Here is an 18,411-nt window from a genome sequence, read left to right as displayed (position 1 = left end):
ATCGATTGATCGCTTACGGGTACAGGGTAAGCGGTGGCGCTTCTAGGGTGGCAAGTTGCTCTTTAAACGCAAGTACCTGACCTTCCCAGTATTTTGCATCAGCAAACCAAGGGAATGCACGTGGAAATGCCGGGTCTTGCCAGCGTTTTGCTAGCCACGCCATATAGTGCACCATTCTCAGACCACGCAACGGCTCGATCAGTTGCAATTGATCGGCGGGAAATTCTCGAAACTCGCGATAGCCTTCTGCCAGGGTATCGAGTTGGGCGAGCTGATCGGCACGGCTGCCGTTTAAAAATAGCCACAAGTCTTGAATCGCAGGGCCGTTACGTGTGTCGTCAAAATCCACAAACAATGGGCCGTCTCGCCACAGAATATTGCTGGGGTGGCAGTCACCGTGTAAGCGGATCGCCGGCCAATCTGTGTGCCAGCGTGCGGCAATGGCGTCAATTAAGCGGTCAAGATCAGAGAAAAAGGTCGCCTGAATGCCTTCTGGGATGAGATTCGCTTCATTTAACACCTGACGAGGCTGATAAAGATGGCTGTCGAGATCAAACTTTGCCCGTTCTTGGAAGGGGGTCGCCGCGCCAACTTGGTGTAGGCGGCCGAGGTAACGGCCGACCGCCTCAAGTTGATCCCAATTATCCACTTCAAAACCTCGGCCGCCGACACTGGGAAATAACGCAAAGCGAAAGCCGTCGGTGGTAAAAAGGCTCGTACCCTCGCGGTAGATTGGGGCTACCACGGGAATATCGGCTTGGGCGAGCTCATGACAGAACGCGTGCTCTTCGAGAATTTGTGCGTTAGACCAGCGCCCGGGACGGTAAAATTTCACCACATAGCGCTGGCCATCATCTGCGACAAATTGGGCAACACGGTTTTCATAGCTGTTCAGCGCGAGCAAGCCTGATTGAGGGTAGATCCCTACTGACTCAATCGCATTTAACTGAACATCTGGCGTTAGTGCATGAAAGTCAAAACCATGGTCAGTCATGGGCATTCCGTTTGTGTGGAAAAACGCCATGGTAACAAATAAAAAGGGCGCTGCCTGCGCCCTTTTCGTCTACATACGGGGTGGCATTAAAGGTCAGTGATAAAGCGACTCTCTGCCGTGACCACTTTTTGCTCCTCACCCGATTCTCGCTCCATCACAAAAGTGATGTCAGCGATACGCTGTTCCATCTCATAGGTATCAACTGCGAGGCTGATGGGTAATGAGAATACTTCCCCTGCTTGGACATTGACCATTTGCGGGCCATGCCATTCCACATCGTTGAGCCCATTCACTGATAGCTGATAGGTCTCATCCGATTGGGTTTTATTGAGGATTTTTAATGTGTAGGTGTTTTCGACCAGCCCTTGGTTGTTGATGCGATAAAGCTGGTTACGGTCACGAATGACATCCAGCTCCATGGGCATCACTGACATCGCCAAATAGATAAACATCGCGGTAACGATAGTCATGACAACCCCGTAGCCAAGGAGCTTAGGTCGCATCACTGCGGTTTTCTTGCCTTCAAGCTTGTGCTCGGTGGTGTAGCTAATCAGTCCACGCTCATAGCCCATCCGATCCATGGTTTCATCGCAGGCATCGATACAGGCACCACAGTTGATACATTCGTATTGCAAGCCATCACGAATATCGATGCCTGTTGGGCAGACTTGCACACATAAATTACAGTCAATGCAGTCACCGAGCCCCAACTCTTTCGGATCTTTTTTGCGAGGGCGCGGGCCGCGTTTTTCGCCGCGCTTGGCATCATACCCGACGATGAAGGTGTCTTTGTCGAACATCGCTGACTGGAAGCGTGCGTAAGGGCACATATGGATACACATAATCGAGCGCATCCAGCCGGCGTTACCGTAGGTACAAGCGGCAAAGAAGATCACCCAAAAACCGACCCAGAAGCTGGTATCAAAGGTGACTAAATCGATGGCTAACTCGCGCATCGGCACAAAGTAACCGACGAAGGTCATCCCTGTAATCAAGGAGATCGCCCACCACGCTGCATGCTTAGCCGTTTTGCGCGCGGCTAGCTCAGGCGTCAGTTTTAACGAGTCTTGCTTGCGACGTTTATTGGCCGCGCCTTCAAGCTTTTCTTCAAACCAAATAAACAAGAAGGTCCACACCGTTTGTGGGCACAAGTACCCACACCACACGCGGCCAAGAAAGGTGGTAATGAAGAAAAGGCCAAATGCCGCGAGCATCAACAAGGCAGCCAGCAAGGTAAGATCTTGTGGCCAGAGTGTGGTGCCAAAAAAGGTAAACTTCTGATTACCGATATCGAGTAAGATGGCTTGGCGTCCTTGGTAAGGGATCCAGGGAATGGCGAGGAACACCAGCATGAAAAACCAGCCCATATAGCGTCGCATACGCTGGTAATAGCCTTTTACCGCACGCACATAAATACGATTGCTTGGATTGAATCGGTCGTCAGCCCCTTTGTGAGTTTTGGGGTTGTACTCTTTTGCAGTCACGTCTTTGACGTTGATTTTTTTATCGCTCATGACATTGGCTTTCCTTGGGGTAGGGGTCCATGGTGCATTGCCAGGCCCTGATTATCATTGTTGCCTGTGATTGTAGCGCAGCGAACTCCTTGAATACGCTACCAGAGTCATAGTTTGCAACATAGCCACAAACTCAATGAAATCTAGCTATAACAGACGATTAGCCAGACTGCTTTCACGACGATTGATGAGGTGGGATCCCGCGCGCGCGCAAAATCGCGGCTTTAAAATCGTCTTCACAATCTTTGGCTAGCCCAGGAATAGGGGCATTACTGTCCTCTAGTCGCATCTTGAGCTGATAGATCAACGTATCGTCTGACAGGGTGGTGACGTCCTGGCCGTGACCGGCTTCATTAGCGATCTGGATGAGCATTTGCATCAGAGAGTAGTCAGGGTTTTTTTGCCAAGATTGATTGAGTAGGTCGAGCAACTCATTAATACGGTGGCATTGCATGTGGGCATCCTCAGTGTGGCACGTAAAAAATGCCATTTTGCCTGACCACACTGAAGTGAAACTTAGCCAGGATCAAATTCCGCGCTGGTGGTGGTTAATTAATCGGCATCACGCGATTACGGCCTAGGTTTTTAGCTTGGTACAAGTGCTGGTCGGCACGATAAATCAGATCTGCGCTCGACTCTGTTTTCTCCTCATCATACTCTGCGACCCCGATTGAGACGGTAATACTATCGAGGGTTCGGCCGCGACGTCGGTCTTTGATCACCATGCGGTCAATCGCAGCGCGCAATGTTTCCGCTGTGCGTTTGGCGGTACTCAACCTTTTTTGTGGTACCAATAGCGCAAACTCTTCGCCCCCATAGCGAAACGCTTGTACGCCATCCCGACAATAATCGAGGATTCGCTTGGCGACTTGCTTTAGAGCAATGTCACCGAGCACATGACCGTAGGTATCATTAAGGTGCTTGAAGTGGTCGAGATCGATGAGTATCAAGCAAAACGGCCACGTTTGTGGGCTGTCAATATAGGCGGTGAGCTCGCGCTCAAAGGCCGCACGGTTAAGCAAACCGGTTAATCCATCATGGGTGGCTTGTTCGGTCATCTCTGCCAAGTTTTGCTTTAATTGCGCGATCTCTTGCTGGGCATCACTAAGCTGGTGCTTAAAGTAGCGGGTCGACTGGGTGAGCGCTTGCGAATCCTTGACCACGTTGCGCACCACGGCAATGGTCTCGTCAATGGATAGCCCTTCGTTTTCGACCCGTGACAGCTGCTCAAAGGTGTTATCGAGTACCGAATGGAAAGCGTCAGTATCTTGGATAGTATCTGACATTGAGTGGCTCATCTCGGTCATCATCGATTCTAAACTTTGCTTTAATGCATTGATGTCTCGGCTATGCTTATCGGCCATATGTTTTTGGTAAAGCATGTCGCTTTGCAGCGGGCTACAGGTACCGTGCTCATCCACGGTGGCATCGACATCCGCATTGAGTTTGGCATCGGTATTGGCGACATAGGTGTACCACAGGGCATAGTTGGTGGGCGTGGTGGGCACCTTGTATTTCATCATCAAAGGCACAGCTTTTTTGAGGAAGCTGGTAGATTGCTGAAACTTATCGTCCGACATGGCGTTCCTTTGTGTGTCATCGATACCGAGAGAACTTTTACTAGTGTATACCCAAAGTGACTGGAACGGCAGTAGACAGCGAAAAAGCGTGAGCCTGCAGGCAACAACGCCTGCAGGGTAGGATTAAAGGAAGAAAGGGCTGGGCTGGAACAGGCGTTCAACGTCAGGAATATATTTTTTGTTCACCAAGAACAAGACCACATGGTCATCTTGCTGGATCACGGTTTTGTCGTGCGCAATTAACACTTCATCGCCTCGCACCACGGCACCGATGGTGGTTCCTGGCGGTAGTTTGATCTCGCCGATGGCGCGCCCGACCACTTTCGAGGTTGACGCATCCCCATGGGCGATGGCTTCAATCGCCTCAGCGGCGCCGCGTCGTAGTGACGAGACATTAACAATGTCTGCGCGGCGCACATGGGTGAGTAGCGCAGATATCGTTGCCTGTTGAGGAGAGATGGCAATATCAATCACCCCGCCTTGCACCAAGTCCACATAAGCGCCGCGCTGGATAAGCACCATGACTTTTTTCGCGCCAAGGCGTTTCGCCAACATGGCCGACATAATATTGGCTTCGTCTTCGTTGGTGACCGCGATAAACACATCAATCTGATCAATGTGCTCTTCACTGAGCAGCTCTTGGTCAGAGGCGTCACCACAAAAGACCGTGGTTTCTTCCAGCAACTCAGAAAGGTGCTCGGCACGCGTGGGGTTACGCTCAATCAACTTCACACTGTATTGGCGCTCCAACGCCATCGCTAGGCCTGCGCCGATATTCCCGCCCCCGACAATCATGATGCGCTTATAAGGCTTTTCGAGACGCTGCAACTCACTCATCACCGAGCGAATATGGTTACTTGCAGCGACGAAAAAGACCTCATCATCGGCTTCGATAATGGTGGTACCTTGCGGGCGAATGGGCCGATCGCGGCGGAAAATGGCGGCAACGCGCGTATCCACATGCGGCATATGCTCACGCAGCGCCGACAAGGCCTTTCCGACCAGTGGGCCGCCGTAATACGCCTTAACCGCAACGAGGCCGACCTTTTTATCGGCAAAACTGACCACCTGTAAGGCACCTGGGTATTCAATCAGACGGCGAATATAACGGGTCACCAGCTCTTCAGGGGCGATAAGGTGGTCAACCGGACACGCGTCGCTGTTAAACAGTTGCTCTTTCACCGCCAAGTATTCAGGGCTGCGGATCCGGGCGACACGGTTGGGTGTATTAAATCGAGTATACGCAACCTGGCAGGCGATCATATTGGTTTCGTCTGAGTTGGTCACCGCAACCAGCATATCTGCATCTTGAGCACCCGCCTCTTGTAGTGTGGTCGGATGGCTGGCAAACCCTTGCACCACGCGTAAGTCGTACTTATCTTGCAGTTCACGTAGTCGTTCAGGGGCGCGGTCGACAATAGTGATGTCATTGTTTTCCCCCACCAAGTTCTCTGCCAACGTCCCGCCGACTTGGCCTGCACCCAAGATGATGATTTTCATGCTACTGTCACTCCCTGCCTAGTTGCTTGATGACTTCTCTAGGCATGCGTAATAAAAACCGTCCATGTCGTCTTCGCCAGGCAGAATTTGACGGCCTGGCTGCGTTTGCGTGCCGGTATGCAATATCGCTGATGGCTCACGGGATAAAAAGGCGCGGATTTGATCGCTGTTTTCATCTGGCAAGACCGAGCAAGTGGCGTAAACCAGCGTACCCCCTGGTGCCAATTGCTGCCACATTGCGTCTAAAATCTCTGCCTGTAACGTGACCAGGGCATGAATATCACTGTCACGACGCAGCCATTTTATATCAGGGTGGCGACGAATCACGCCCGTGGCAGAGCAAGGGGCATCCAGCAAAATACGATCAAACGCAGGCCCTTGATGCCAAGCGCTCGGCTTGCGGGCATCCGCGTGTTTCACCTCAGCATTAAGGCCCAACCGTGAAAGGTTGTCTTTGATCCGCGACAAGCGGTTTTCATCGGCATCAATGGCCGTCACGATGGCATCAGGCTGGTGCTCGAGGATATGGCAGGTTTTCCCTCCTGGCGCGGCACAGCAGTCGAGAATGTGCTCTGCAGACGCGGGTTGGAGGTAATCGACAGCCAGCTGCGCGGCGGCATCTTGTACCGACACCCAGCCTTGGTCAAACCCGGGTAAGCGAGACACATCACACGGCGCGTCGAGTTTCAGCGCATCCATCGCATCTGGGTGGGCACTGGCGCCAATACCGGCTTGTTGCAGCTGCGTTTGATAACTATCTCGAGAATGATGCTGGCGATTGACGCGCAGCCACATCGGCGCCTTTTGATGGTTCGCCGCGACAATGTCTTGCCAATTTGATGGGTAGGCGGCCTGAAGGCGTTTGAGTAACCAGCTAGGGTGACAATAAAGCCCGGCATCGTGTGCTTGACTGGCTTGGTCTAGCGCCGCTTGATCGCGTTGGTAATTGCGCAAGATGGCATTGATCAACCCTCGCAATTGCGGACGTTTCAGTGGCTTGGTGGCGTTGACTGTTTCAGCCACCGCTGCATGGGCAGGGATGCGCATGTAGCTAATCTGGTATAGACCGACCAGTAGCAAGTGATGGAAAACACGCTGCTTTCCTTTCAATGGCTTGTCCATCAGGGTTTGGACAATGTGCTCTAAGCGCGGCAGCCAGCGTAACGTGCCGTAACACATCTCTTGCAACAAGGCGGCGTCGCGTGGCGCGATCTGCTGTTGAGCAAGAGGAAGCTGCTGTGACAGTGATTGGCCCTGATCGACCACGTGATACAGAACGCGGGCAGCCGCGGCTCTTACATTCATATGTTTACCTATACAAAGGTCAAGTTGGCATCAAACGATGATGTTAGCCAGATAAAAAAAGGCCAGCGTACTGGCCTTATCGTTATGCAGGGCAAGATTAACCTACAGTTGGGTACCCGTTTCAAACCATTCACGACGTGCATTTAGTAGCTCATGCGCTTGCATGGCTTTTTTGCCTGGTGGCTGAAGTTGGGTCAGTTGGATCACGCCTTTTCCGGTCGCGACCTGAATGCCATGTTTGTCAGTGTTGATCACTGTGCCTGGCGCCGCGTCCACGTCGATATCTAGTGCGTTAGCGCCCCACACCTTGATGTTTTGCTCACCTAAGGTGAAGTAGCTGACCGGGCGCGGGTTAAATGCCCGTACACAACGTTCGATAAACGCGGCGTCTTGATGCCAATCGATCTGCGCTTCTTGCTTACTGAGCTTCTCGGCATAGTTGGCTTTGGCATCGTTTTGTGGCTCGGCAAGAATAATGCCGTTAGCCATGTCATTAAGACACTCAGTCAATGCCTGTGGGCCCAGCTCAGCAAGGCGCAAATATAGGCTACCACTGGTCTCTTTCTCTTCAATGGGTAAGGTCGCAATTTTAAGCATATCGCCGGTGTCGAGCCCTTCGTCCATCTGCATGATGGTGACACCGGTCTCATTGTCGCCAGCCCATACTGCGCGTTCGATAGGCGCTGCGCCACGCCAACGTGGCAGAATGGAGCCATGGACATTCACACAGCCTAATCGAGGTGTATCCAAGACCACTTTGGGGAGAATCAGCCCGTAAGCGACCACGACCATCACATCTGCATTCAAGGCAGCCAGCTCGGCTTGCGCTTGTTCATCGCGCAGCGTGCGGGGTTGGTAGACGGGTAAGTCATGCTCAAGTGCGAGCTGTTTCACCGGGCTGGCGGTGAGCTTTTTGCCTCGGCCAGCGGGTTTATCTTCACGGCTATAAACCGCAATCACCTCATGCTCACTGTCGAGCAGGGCTTGCAAATGGCGCGCGGCAAAATCCGGCGTGCCCGCAAATACTATACGCAGCGGTGTGCTCAAAGTGACCTCAACTTGCTTTTTGGTTAGCGCGTTTGATTTTTTCCATCTTCTGCTTGATGCGTTGTCGCTTCAGTGGCGAGAGGTAATCAACAAATAGCTTACCTTCTAAATGGTCAAGCTCATGCTGAACGCAAATCGCGAGTAGGTCGTCGGCATCAAACTGGATAGAGTTGCCGTCGCGATCCAGCGCTTTTACGGTCACTTCTGCCGCACGCGGTACCAGTGCGCGTGCACTGGGGACAGATAAACACCCTTCTTCAATGCCATCTTCACCACGCTTTTCGATGATTTCTGGATTGATAAGCACCATGGGTTGATCGCGGGTTTCGGATACATCAATCACCACCATGCGTTGGTGAAAATCAACCTGAGTGGCCGCGAGACCAATACCGTCTTGGGCGTACATGGTTTCAATCATGTCATCAGCCATTTTTTGGATCTCAGGCGTGACAGCGTCCACCGGCTTTGCCACGGTGCGAAGGCGCTCATCTGGGAATGTTAATACGTTCAGTAAAGCCATAACGTCTCATAAAAATTGAACTGTGCCGAAAGCGGCACGGGGTAATTGGGTTAATTCTAGACATTTTGCCAGCCAATTGACAGCATCAGCATCATTCGTCGGTTGAGGAAGACATTGATGACAAGAAAGCTATTCAATCTCGCCGTCGCTGGGCTATTGGCTATCGCGCTACCAGTACTGGCAGCCGGCCCTGCCGAGAGTCAGCGATATGTGGTTGAGCGGGGGGATACCCTGTGGGATATCGCCGCTACCTTTTTCGATAACCCTTGGCAATGGCCTGAAGTGTGGTACGCAAATCCGGCCATAAAGGATCCCAATCTGATTTATCCCGGCGATGTGCTCACCCTCACATGGCAAGCAGGAAAACCAACTGTCAACTACAAGCCCGAAGGGGCGAATGCGCTGCAGGGAGATACGCCCAAGACGTCCGCACTCAGCAGTGTTGACCCTACGCTGCTGCCGTACTTGCAGCAGGACACGCTGGTCGAAAAGGCACGTTTGGTGGCACTGCCACATGTTCTTGGCTCGACGGATGGGCGTCAATATCTCTCTTTACACGACACCCTGTATGTGGATGCGTCGTTGAGTGCTAAGGATTGGCAAGTGTTTCGGGTTGAGAAAACCTTTCTACGTCCCGCGACGTCAGATGCTAGCGCCGAACCTACCGCGATGGTGAGCTTAAAACATGTGGCTGATGGGCGTATCCGAGCGCGAAGTGAAGGGCGTAGCGTGATGACACTGACACGGGTGGTGCAGGAAGTGCGCCCCAATGACGTTTTATTACCTTTACCCGAGAACACGCATCCACGTTTTTGGCCGCAAGCGGCTCAAACAGACGCCACGTTGTTAGGGCACCTTTATGGCAGTGAATATGTGGCGAATGGCCAGCTTGTGGTGCTTGATAAAGGCGCCAACGATGGCGTGAGTGCCGGGCAAATGTTTGCTGTCACTGAAACCGGTGCCAACGTGGTAAATGGCCTCGGTGAGTATCGCTATCAAAACGCGAGCGACAAAGCTGCGCAGCCCATGACTGCCTTGCCTGATGTGACAGTGGGACAAACCATGGTGGTTCGAGCTTATCCTAGGATCAGTTTGGCGGTGATCACGCAAGCGCGTCAGCCGATCAAAGCCGGCATGCATGCGGTGCCGCCTTCTCCTCAACCGGCCTATGCGCGATAAATCCCTACGAGGGTGGTTGATACTGACCCAAGTGCCGCGGTTGCGCGTCTCTCAGCGACGCGCGCTGTTGGCTAAAATGCCCATCGACGCGTTGAGTGAGCAAACTGCTCATGAGCTTGCCGCGGTTGGCTTAACCGCTGAGCAATGTCAGGCCATCACGCACCCCAACCATGCCATGATTGAGCGTAGTCTTGAGTGGGCGAGGCAAGAGAATTGCCACCTGATTGGCTTTGACCACCCGGCTTACCCTGCATTACTTCGAGAAATCGCACGGCCGCCTTTGGTCTTGTATGTGCAAGGCGATCTGGCTTGCTTGGCGATGCCTCAATTGGCGATGGTGGGCAGTCGTCACGCGACGCCGCAAGGGCTAGAAACGGCGTATCAATTTGCCAAACAACTGGTTGAGCATGGTGTTGCGATTACCAGTGGGCTTGCGCTCGGCATTGACGGCCGAGCACACAAAGGCGCACTAGAGGGTCACGGTAAGACATTAGCGGTACTAGGAAGCGGGCTTGCCAATGTGTATCCCGCGCGACATCGCGCATTGGCTGAGCGGATTGAAGCACAAGGCGCACTGGTCTCAGAGTTTTGGCCAGACGCGCCGCCAAGGGCTGAGCACTTTCCGCGCCGCAATCGACTGATCAGTGGGTTGTCGGCAGGCGTATTAGTGGTAGAGGCCGCGCCGCAAAGTGGGTCGTTGATCACGGCACGCTATGCACTTGAGCAAAACCGGAGTGTGTTTGCCATTCCCGGTCCCATAGGACAAGTCCAATCGCGCGGTTGCCACCAATTGATAAAACAAGGTGCGGTGTTAGTCGACTGTGTTGATGATATTATAAGTGATGTGGATAGCTTGGTGCAGTTTGCAGCGAGTCAGCAACACGAATTATTTAGTGATGCACCCAAGTTAGATACATATGAAGGATTGCCATTTTCTGCGCTGTTGGCTAACGTAGGGACTAACGCGACGTGTGTCGACGTACTGGCTGAGCGCTGCAACCAACCGGTTCACGAAATCATGATGCAGTTGTTAGACTTAGAACTCCAGGGGCTTGTAGCAGCAGTACCCGGTGGCTATGTCAGAACGAGGAGGGGCTAGCCATGATGGACATTCTTATGTACCTGTTCGAGACCTACATCCATAGCGATGTGGAAGTGATGATCGATCAGGACGAGTTAGCAGATGAATTGTCCCGTGCGGGTTTTCATCAAGACGATATATATAAAGCCCTGAACTGGCTTGAAAAGCTGGCACAGTTGCAAAATGCGGATAAACAGCCTTACCTATCAGGCAGTGCCCAAAGCTCGATTCGAATCTATACCGAGCAAGAAACACGCTTTATCGACCAAGAAAGCCGAGGCTTCCTCTTATTCTTAGAGCAAGCTGGAGTACTTTCACCGGAAACGCGTGAAATGGTCATCGATCGGGTGATGGAACTCGAGACCCAAGAGTTTGGTCTTGATGACCTCAAATGGGTCATTTTGATGGTGCTGTTTAACGTGCCCGGTAACGAACGTGCGTATACACAGATGGAAGAAATGCTGTACGACGCACAAGAGGGATACGTGCACTAACGCTTATCAATGACAGTAAAAGGTGTGAATGAGTAAAGATAACACCCCGAATACCCATGAGCGCTGCCCGGAATGTGGCAGCGCTCTTGCGTTTAAATCGGGCAAACGAGGCCCGTTTTTGGCCTGTACAGCCTATCCTGATTGCCACTATACCAAAGCGTTACACCACGGCGATGGCCATGTGGTGAAAGCGCTTGGCGTGGCTTGCCCGGCCTGTCATCAGGGAGAATTGGTGTTACGGCAAGGTCGATTCGGTATGTTTATTGGCTGCGATCAGTTCCCACAATGTACGCATATTGAAAAACCGGACGAACCTGACCACACCACGTTGACTTGCCCAGCCTGCCATAAAGGTGAGCTGGTGGAGCGCACCTCGCGTTACGGTAAGCGCTTTTTTGCCTGTGACCAATACCCCAAGTGTCATTTTGCGGTCAATGCACAACCGATAGCCGGCACCTGCGAGCAATGTGGCTTTGCGCTGCTGGTGGAGCGTAAAAAAGGCGGTAAGACGGTGCATCAATGTGCCGATAAACCCTGCAGCGCGATTCAAGGTGAATCGGCTGCAGAATCGGAAAGCGAGGATTAATCGGTTTGCGCAGCGAGAGCCAATGCAGCCGATTTTAAACCGTGAAAAGCATCGTCGGGGAGGTAGCTGGCGAGGCTGGCTAACTTGGTGGCAAGCGCCGCGTTCGATGTAGCCGTGACATTGATATGGCCCACTTTGCGCCCTGGACGAGGCGTTTTGTTATACCAATGCACATGGGCATCACGATAGGTCGCAAGCGGGACACTGCCTTGGCCTAAGATATTAATCATCGCCGTTGGCTGGATTAACTCGGTCGGGCCAAGGGGTAAGCCGCTGACGGCGCGCAGGTGGTTTTCAAACTGGCAACACGCGCTACCTTGCTGTGTCCAGTGACCGGAGTTGTGCACCCGAGGTGCTATCTCGTTCACCAGCAAGCTGCCGTCTACATCAAAGAATTCCACCGCGAGCACCCCCACATAGTTAAGCGCGCTGGCAACCTTTTCCAACATGTCCGCTGCTTGTGTTTGCAAGGCATGCTCATCCGGGCGCACCACAGACAAGGTCAATATCCCATCATGGTGGTGGTTTTGGGTCAGGCTATAACTGGCAAATTCACCATTCGCGCCACGCACACCAATCAGTGACACTTCTCGGTCAAAGGGGATCATAGCCTCGGCAATAATGGCTTGGCCATCGCGTTGATCCGGTGCGCTGAGAAAGGCGTCGAGCTCTGCCCATAATGCGTGAAGATCATCGCCGTCACGATAGCGCCACTGTCCTTTTCCGTCATAACCATCCAAGGTGCTTTTGAGGACCAAGGGTGCCCCCAGTGCGTCGACCGCCTTTTCTAAATCAGCCTGTGTATACACCACTCGGTATGGCGCATTGGCGACGCCTGCTTGCATTAGCAGGGCTTTCTCAATTTGGCGGTCGCCACCGGTTAGAATCGCCTGAGCACTGGGGCGTAACTTCCCGCTTTGCTCGCATTGGTGCAAGATATCAGCGGGGATATGCTCAAATTCCGCGGTAATAATATCTGCGCCAGCGATGGCCGTATTGAGGCCGTGCCCCAGTGGTTGCAGCGTCAGTGGGTGAATAATGTCGCCACTACGCACATCATAGGCGCTGACGATAAGATTGAGCGGTGCGCCGGCCAAGGCCATCATCCGAGCCAGTTGTCCCGCGCCTAACACCAGAATATTCATGGCCTTACCCTTGTGGGTTGGGTTGAGCGAGAACGGCCTCAGTTTGCGCTTGGCGAAACGCATCCACTTTTGCCATCAAATCAGGGTCGGCCGTTGCGAGAATTTGTGCTGCAAGGAGGCCTGCATTCGCGGCGCCTGCGTCACCAATAGCGAGCGTGCCCACTGCCACGCCCTTTGGCATTTGAGCAATAGAAAGCAATGAGTCCATGCCCTTTAACGCTTTTGACTGGACCGGTACGCCGAGCACCGGCAGGCTGGTGTGTGCGGCGGTCATCCCGGGCAGATGGGCGGCACCACCGGCGCCGGCAATAATCACTTTAATTCCGCGCTCGGCCGCTTGTTGGGCGTAGTCGGCCAGTAACTGTGGTGTGCGATGGGCGGAGACAATACGGGTTTCGTAAGGGATGGCAAAGTGATCCAACATAGCCGCTGCATGTGTCATGGTAGGCCAATCGGATTGCGAGCCCATGATGATACCGACAGTCATAATACGTCCTTCTTGATGACAAGCGTGAATAAGATAAGCTGAGCGTGACACGAATTATACCCAGATTTCATCGCAAGGAAAACGTTTGCGTCGGCGGTGGGGGATGAAATTCCGTCAAGATCCCACTGCGTGGATCAGGTAAAGTAAGCACATAGTCTCAGTAACAAAGGATGTGAGCGTGGCACACGGTCAGTCGACAATTGATAAGCAAGCCGTGAAGGCTTTTTTCCTCCAGCTTCAAGATGATATTTGCCAACAGCTTGCGCAAGAAGATGGTCAAGCGCGTTTTATTGAAGATGCGTGGGAGCGTGAGAAAGGGGGCGGTGGCCGCAGTCGCGTCCTGCGTCAGGGTCAAGTATTTGAGCAAGCGGGAGTGAACTTCTCGCACGTATTTGGCGATCAAATGCCTGCCTCGGCGACCGCGCATCGACCAGAGCTTGCCGGGCGCTGTTTTGAGGCCATGGGGGTGTCGTTAGTGATCCATCCTCACAACCCGTACGTGCCGACCTCACACGCAAACGTGCGGTTTTTCATTGCCGAAAAAGAAGGTGCAGATCCTGTGTGGTGGTTTGGCGGCGGCTTTGACCTCACACCTTTCTATCCGTTCGAGGAAGACTGCCAGCACTGGCATCAGACCGCCAAAGCCTTATGCGCGCCTTTTGGTGATAGCGTGTACGCTGATCACAAAGCATGGTGCGATCGCTATTTCTATCTGCCCCACCGTGATGAAACCCGTGGCGTCGGCGGGCTTTTCTTTGATGATTTGAACCAATGGCCATTCGAACAGTGCTTTGCCTACACCCAAGCGGTTGGAAAAGGCTTTATCGATGCCTACCTGCCGATAGTACAGCGCCGCAAAGCCACGCCTTATGGTGAGCGAGAACGCGATTTTCAGCTTTATCGCCGCGGACGCTATGTCGAGTTTAACTTGGTGTATGACAGAGGTACGCTATTTGGCTTACAAAGTGGTGGGCGTACCGAATCTATTCTGATGTCGATGCCGCCGATGGCGCGCTGGGAATATAACTGGTCACCTGATGACGATGCGCCGGAAGCGAGACTTTATCGCGACTACCTTAAACCGAGGGAGTGGTAACGGATGACCGATCGTTATTGCGTGGTAGGCCACCCGATTGGCCACAGTAAGTCGCCGCAGATCCACGCCGCATTTGCGACGCAAACTCAACAAGACATCGACTATCAAGCCATTGAGGCGCCGCTTGAAGGCTTTGTGACCACCATGCAGGCGTTTTTTGCGCAAGGAGGGCGCGGCGCCAATGTGACCGTGCCTTTTAAACAGCAAGCGTATGACTGGGCTGACACACTGACAGAGCGTGCCCACCGCGCCGGTGCCGTGAATACGCTGGTTAAGCAAAGCGATGGTTCCCTACTGGGTGATAATACGGACGGGGCAGGTTTGGTAACTGACTTACACTACCACCATGTGGCACTGCGCGATAAGCGCATTATGGTTGTGGGAGCAGGCGGTGCAGCAAGGGGTGTGTTGCTTCCTTTACTGGAGCAAGAGCCAGCATTGCTGATGATAGTGAATCGCACTGAGCAAAAAGCCCAGCAATTAGCCGCTGCATTTGGTGAGGCCGGACCGATCGCCAGTCATGCCGTGGATAAACCCATGGCGGCGCCCGTTGATGTGATCATTAATGCGACCTCGGCAAGCTTACATCAAAGCCATCCCCCTCTCCCGCAAGGAGCGATTGGTCCAGCGACCACTGTCTATGACATGGTGTATCAAGCTGGCTGTACAACTAGCAACCAATGGGCGCAACGCCAAGGAGCAGGGCGATGTTTAGACGGCTTGGGCATGCTGGTGGAACAAGCGGCGGAAAGCTTTGCTATATGGCGTGGCTGTCGGCCGCAAACCGAACGTGTGCGCGAGCAGTTAAGAGAGGCACTCAGTCGATGAATCAATCCCTTATTCTGGCTGCGGACGAAGCGCAGGTCGATACCGCAAAGGCGCGTGTTTGTTTCTACGGCCAACTTAATGGTGCGTTATTAACATGCGCTGTCCGCTTTGCCACCTTATCTGCGCTCGCCGGCTGTGCGGTGGACTCGGATAATGCGCAGGCGATTGTCGAACAGGTTTGGTTTGATATTGAAGAGCAAATGGAAGCGGCCATCGAATCAGAAGCGTTTGAACCCGATGGCAGCTTGGTGATCTAGTGCTCGCAGCGGTAGATGTCTTTAGTGTCGACATAGTTTTGCGCTGAGCGTGCAAAATAGGCGCGCTCTTTGTCAGTGAGGGGGCGAACCTGTTTGACCGGTGAGCCAACATACAGGTAGCCGCTCTCTAAGCGTTTTCCGGGCGGGACTAAACTGCCTGCGCCAATTAGCACTTCATCTTCAATCACAGCGTCATCAAGAATAATCGTCCCCATTCCCACTAGAACTCGGTTGCCAATCCGGCAGCCGTGTAACATGACCTTGTGGCCGATTGTCACTTCTTCGCCAATGATCAGCGGGTAACCTTGTGGGTTTTCGGCATTTTTATGGGTGACATGAAGGACTGATCCATCTTGTACATTGGTCCGTGCGCCAATCTGGATATGGTTCACGTCACCACGTGCCGCAACCAGCGGCCAAATACTCACATCATCACCTAGCGTGATATCGCCAGCCAATACACTGGATTCATCAATATAGACGCGTTCGCCAAGCTGAGGCGTCATGCCTTTATAAGTGCGCAACTGTTTTGCCATCACAAATCCCTCTTTTATCTCTTAACAGCGTTAAATAGCGGCGAGTTTGATACCAGTTTTACACCCTAGCGAGTAAAAAAACAGCGAGTGACAGTTTTTTTCTAAAAAACGCCTAAAAAGGACTTGCCAACCTGATCAGCTTCTCTATAATGCGCCTCCATCGACACGGCACGCAGGGCAAGCGCTTAGCGAATATGTCGAGGCAAAAAATCAAATAAAAATAAACGCTTGACGTCAGTTTTTAAATGATTAACATTGCCGGCCTACTTAACGCCAAGCGTTAGGGAAGTCAAAAAGAGGTTTTGTTTCACCCAGCTGGGTTGAAAAGAAAAGATAAAATTTCTTCTTGACTTTAACGGCAAGGCGCGTAAGATACGCAGCCCTGACCAAGCGAAGCGCAGCTTCGCACAGTCAACGCTCTTTAACAATTTGACCTATGCAATCTGTGTGGGCACTCGTTGAGAATAGACAAAAAGATTTATTCGATGAACTGAGTGACCAAACGACAACTTTTATAGTTGTTCGGCACAGTCAATTCGTTTGTCTCGTAAGAGACGAACAAAACAGTATTTATCGAGCCGTTTGTCTTTCCTTTTGGGAAAGCGAACAAAAGAACTTAAATTGAAGAGTTTGATCATGGCTCAGATTGAACGCTGGCGGCAGGCCTAACACATGCAAGTCGAGCGGAAACGGCAGCATTGAAGCTTCGGTGGATTTGCTGGGCGTCGAGCGGCGGACGGGTGAGTAACGGCTGGGAACCTGCCCTGACGAGGGGGATAACCGTTGGAAACGACGGCTAATACCGCATAATGTCTTAGTTCATTACGAGCTGGGACCAAAGGTGGCCTCTACATGTAAGCTATCGCGTTGGGATGGGCCCAGTTAGGATTAGCTAGTTGGTAAGGTAATGGCTTACCAAGGCAACGATCCTTAGCTGGTTTGAGAGGATGATCAGCCACACTGGGACTGAGACACGGCCCAGACTCCTACGGGAGGCAGCAGTGGGGAATATTGCACAATGGGGGAGACCCTGATGCAGCCATGCCGCGTGTGTGAAGAAGGCCTTCGGGTTGTAAAGCACTTTCAGCAGTGAGGAAGGTGGTGTACTTAATACGTGCATTGCTTGACGTTAGCTGCAGAAGAAGCACCGGCTAACTCCGTGCCAGCAGCCGCGGTAATACGGAGGGTGCGAGCGTTAATCGGAATTACTGGGCGTAAAGCGCATGCAGGCGGTTTGTTAAGTCAGATGTGAAAGCCCGGGGCTCAACCTCGGAACCGCATTTGAAACTGGCAGGCTAGAGTCTTGTAGAGGGGGGTAGAATTTCAGGTGTAGCGGTGAAATGCGTAGAGATCTGAAGGAATACCAGTGGCGAAGGCGGCCCCCTGGACAAAGACTGACGCTCAGATGCGAAAGCGTGGGTAGCAAACAGGATTAGATACCCTGGTAGTCCACGCCGTAAACGCTGTCTACTTGGAGGTTGAGGTTTAAGACTTTGGCTTTCGGCGCTAACGCATTAAGTAGACCGCCTGGGGAGTACGGCCGCAAGGTTAAAACTCAAATGAATTGACGGGGGCCCGCACAAGCGGTGGAGCATGTGGTTTAATTCGATGCAACGCGAAGAACCTTACCTACTCTTGACATCCAGCGAATCCTTTAGAGATAGAGGAGTGCCTTCGGGAGCGCTGAGACAGGTGCTGCATGGCTGTCGTCAGCTCGTGTTGTGAAATGTTGGGTTAAGTCCCGCAACGAGCGCAACCCTTATCCTTGTTTGCCAGCACGTAATGGTGGGAACTCCAGGGAGACTGCCGGTGATAAACCGGAGGAAGGTGGGGACGACGTCAAGTCATCATGGCCCTTACGAGTAGGGCTACACACGTGCTACAATGGCAGATACAGAGGGCAGCGAAGCTGCGAAGTGGAGCGAATCCCTTAAAGTCTGTCGTAGTCCGGATTGGAGTCTGCAACTCGACTCCATGAAGTCGGAATCGCTAGTAATCGTGGATCAGAATGCCACGGTGAATACGTTCCCGGGCCTTGTACACACCGCCCGTCACACCATGGGAGTGGGCTGCACCAGAAGTAGATAGCTTAACCTTCGGGAGGGCGTTTACCACGGTGTGGTTCATGACTGGGGTGAAGTCGTAACAAGGTAGCCCTAGGGGAACCTGGGGCTGGATCACCTCCTTACTGACGCTATTGTTGCGAGTGTTCACACAGATTGTATAGGTTGAAGTATTAAAGAGGATATGTTCCCAAACATA

The 18,411-nt window shown here is 52.7% G+C and carries 18 protein-coding genes and 1 rRNA gene; 8 read left to right on the top strand and 11 right to left on the bottom strand.

What is annotated here, in order from left to right:
• Window positions 1-13: 13 nt before the first annotated feature.
• The 8 genes from N8M53_RS12730 to def form a co-directional block, all read right to left on the bottom strand.
• Complete coding sequence (locus N8M53_RS12730; RefSeq protein WP_269579031.1) at window positions 14-994, bottom strand: serine/threonine protein kinase; 981 nt, start codon at window positions 992-994, stop codon at window positions 14-16.
• Window positions 995-1,080: 86 nt separating this feature from the next.
• Entirely contained in the window at window positions 1,081-2,508 is a 1,428-nt protein-coding gene (gene ccoG / locus N8M53_RS12725; protein ID WP_269579030.1) for a cytochrome c oxidase accessory protein CcoG, read from the bottom strand.
• 175 nt (window positions 2,509-2,683) lie between these two features.
• Window positions 2,684-2,962: a YihD family protein gene (locus tag N8M53_RS12720; RefSeq protein WP_269579029.1), complete on the bottom strand. Its 279-nt coding sequence runs from the start codon at window positions 2,960-2,962 to the stop codon at window positions 2,684-2,686.
• A gap of 94 nt (window positions 2,963-3,056) precedes the next feature.
• On the bottom strand, window positions 3,057-4,088 hold the full coding sequence (locus N8M53_RS12715; RefSeq protein ID WP_269579028.1) for a GGDEF domain-containing protein: 1,032 nt from the start codon (window positions 4,086-4,088) through the stop codon (window positions 3,057-3,059).
• A 123-nt stretch (window positions 4,089-4,211) separates the two neighbouring features.
• Window positions 4,212-5,588 (bottom strand): Trk system potassium transporter TrkA, encoded by a 1,377-nt coding sequence (trkA, locus tag N8M53_RS12710; protein WP_069362349.1) that lies wholly within the window; start codon window positions 5,586-5,588, stop codon window positions 4,212-4,214.
• A gap of 18 nt (window positions 5,589-5,606) precedes the next feature.
• Window positions 5,607-6,893, bottom strand: coding sequence for a 16S rRNA (cytosine(967)-C(5))-methyltransferase RsmB (rsmB, locus tag N8M53_RS12705; RefSeq protein ID WP_269579027.1), 1,287 nt, complete (start codon window positions 6,891-6,893; stop codon window positions 5,607-5,609).
• Between the two features lie 102 nt (window positions 6,894-6,995).
• Window positions 6,996-7,940 (bottom strand): methionyl-tRNA formyltransferase, encoded by a 945-nt coding sequence (fmt, locus tag N8M53_RS12700; protein WP_269579026.1) that lies wholly within the window; start codon window positions 7,938-7,940, stop codon window positions 6,996-6,998.
• 7 nt (window positions 7,941-7,947) lie between these two features.
• A complete protein-coding gene (gene def / locus N8M53_RS12695) occupies window positions 7,948-8,460 on the bottom strand; it encodes a peptide deformylase (protein WP_269579025.1) in 513 nt (170 codons plus the stop codon).
• Between the two features lie 117 nt (window positions 8,461-8,577).
• On the opposite strand from def, the gene N8M53_RS12690 reads away from it, so the two are divergent.
• From N8M53_RS12690 to N8M53_RS12675, 4 genes are read left to right on the top strand one after another with little or no spacing between them, the layout of a single operon-like run.
• A complete protein-coding gene (locus tag N8M53_RS12690) occupies window positions 8,578-9,639 on the top strand; it encodes a LysM peptidoglycan-binding domain-containing protein (RefSeq protein WP_269579024.1) in 1,062 nt (353 codons plus the stop codon).
• Window positions 9,629-10,738 (top strand): DNA-processing protein DprA, encoded by a 1,110-nt coding sequence (gene dprA / locus N8M53_RS12685; protein WP_420066614.1) that lies wholly within the window; start codon window positions 9,629-9,631, stop codon window positions 10,736-10,738. The genes N8M53_RS12690 and dprA overlap by 11 nt, the downstream gene beginning before the upstream one ends.
• A gap of 2 nt (window positions 10,739-10,740) precedes the next feature.
• Window positions 10,741-11,214: a DUF494 family protein gene (locus tag N8M53_RS12680; RefSeq protein ID WP_046074885.1), complete on the top strand. Its 474-nt coding sequence runs from the start codon at window positions 10,741-10,743 to the stop codon at window positions 11,212-11,214.
• A gap of 28 nt (window positions 11,215-11,242) precedes the next feature.
• Window positions 11,243-11,800: a type I DNA topoisomerase gene (locus tag N8M53_RS12675; RefSeq protein ID WP_077673940.1), complete on the top strand. Its 558-nt coding sequence runs from the start codon at window positions 11,243-11,245 to the stop codon at window positions 11,798-11,800.
• Here N8M53_RS12675 and N8M53_RS12670 read toward each other — a convergent pair.
• Complete coding sequence (locus N8M53_RS12670) at window positions 11,797-12,945, bottom strand: 5-(carboxyamino)imidazole ribonucleotide synthase (RefSeq protein ID WP_269579022.1); 1,149 nt, start codon at window positions 12,943-12,945, stop codon at window positions 11,797-11,799. The two genes, N8M53_RS12675 and N8M53_RS12670, sit on opposite strands and share 4 nt — an antisense overlap.
• Before the next feature lie 4 nt (window positions 12,946-12,949).
• Window positions 12,950-13,432 (bottom strand): 5-(carboxyamino)imidazole ribonucleotide mutase, encoded by a 483-nt coding sequence (gene purE, locus N8M53_RS12665; protein WP_069362358.1) that lies wholly within the window; start codon window positions 13,430-13,432, stop codon window positions 12,950-12,952.
• A gap of 178 nt (window positions 13,433-13,610) precedes the next feature.
• Between purE and hemF the strand changes: the two genes are divergently transcribed.
• From hemF to N8M53_RS12650, 3 genes are read left to right on the top strand one after another with little or no spacing between them, the layout of a single operon-like run.
• On the top strand, window positions 13,611-14,528 hold the full coding sequence (gene hemF, locus N8M53_RS12660) for an oxygen-dependent coproporphyrinogen oxidase (RefSeq protein WP_241836833.1): 918 nt from the start codon (window positions 13,611-13,613) through the stop codon (window positions 14,526-14,528).
• 3 nt (window positions 14,529-14,531) lie between these two features.
• Window positions 14,532-15,356, top strand: a complete 825-nt coding sequence (gene aroE / locus N8M53_RS12655) for a shikimate dehydrogenase (RefSeq protein WP_269579021.1) — start codon at window positions 14,532-14,534, stop codon at window positions 15,354-15,356.
• A complete protein-coding gene (locus tag N8M53_RS12650; protein WP_096630355.1) occupies window positions 15,353-15,613 on the top strand; it encodes a DUF1488 family protein in 261 nt (86 codons plus the stop codon). Before aroE ends, N8M53_RS12650 begins: the two co-directional genes overlap by 4 nt.
• On the opposite strand, the gene N8M53_RS12645 is transcribed toward N8M53_RS12650, so the two are convergent.
• Window positions 15,610-16,149, bottom strand: a complete 540-nt coding sequence (locus N8M53_RS12645; RefSeq protein WP_269579020.1) for a gamma carbonic anhydrase family protein — start codon at window positions 16,147-16,149, stop codon at window positions 15,610-15,612. The genes N8M53_RS12650 and N8M53_RS12645 overlap by 4 nt on opposite strands.
• A gap of 618 nt (window positions 16,150-16,767) precedes the next feature.
• Here N8M53_RS12645 and N8M53_RS12640 point away from each other — a divergent pair.
• Window positions 16,768-18,337 (top strand): 16S ribosomal RNA (locus N8M53_RS12640).
• Window positions 18,338-18,411: the final 74 nt, after the last annotated feature.

Origin of the sequence: Salinivibrio kushneri (assembly GCF_027286325.1) — a bacterium.
GTDB classification, from domain to species: domain Bacteria; phylum Pseudomonadota; class Gammaproteobacteria; order Enterobacterales; family Vibrionaceae; genus Salinivibrio; species Salinivibrio kushneri_A.
This window is presented reverse-complemented; position numbering and strand designations above follow the sequence as displayed.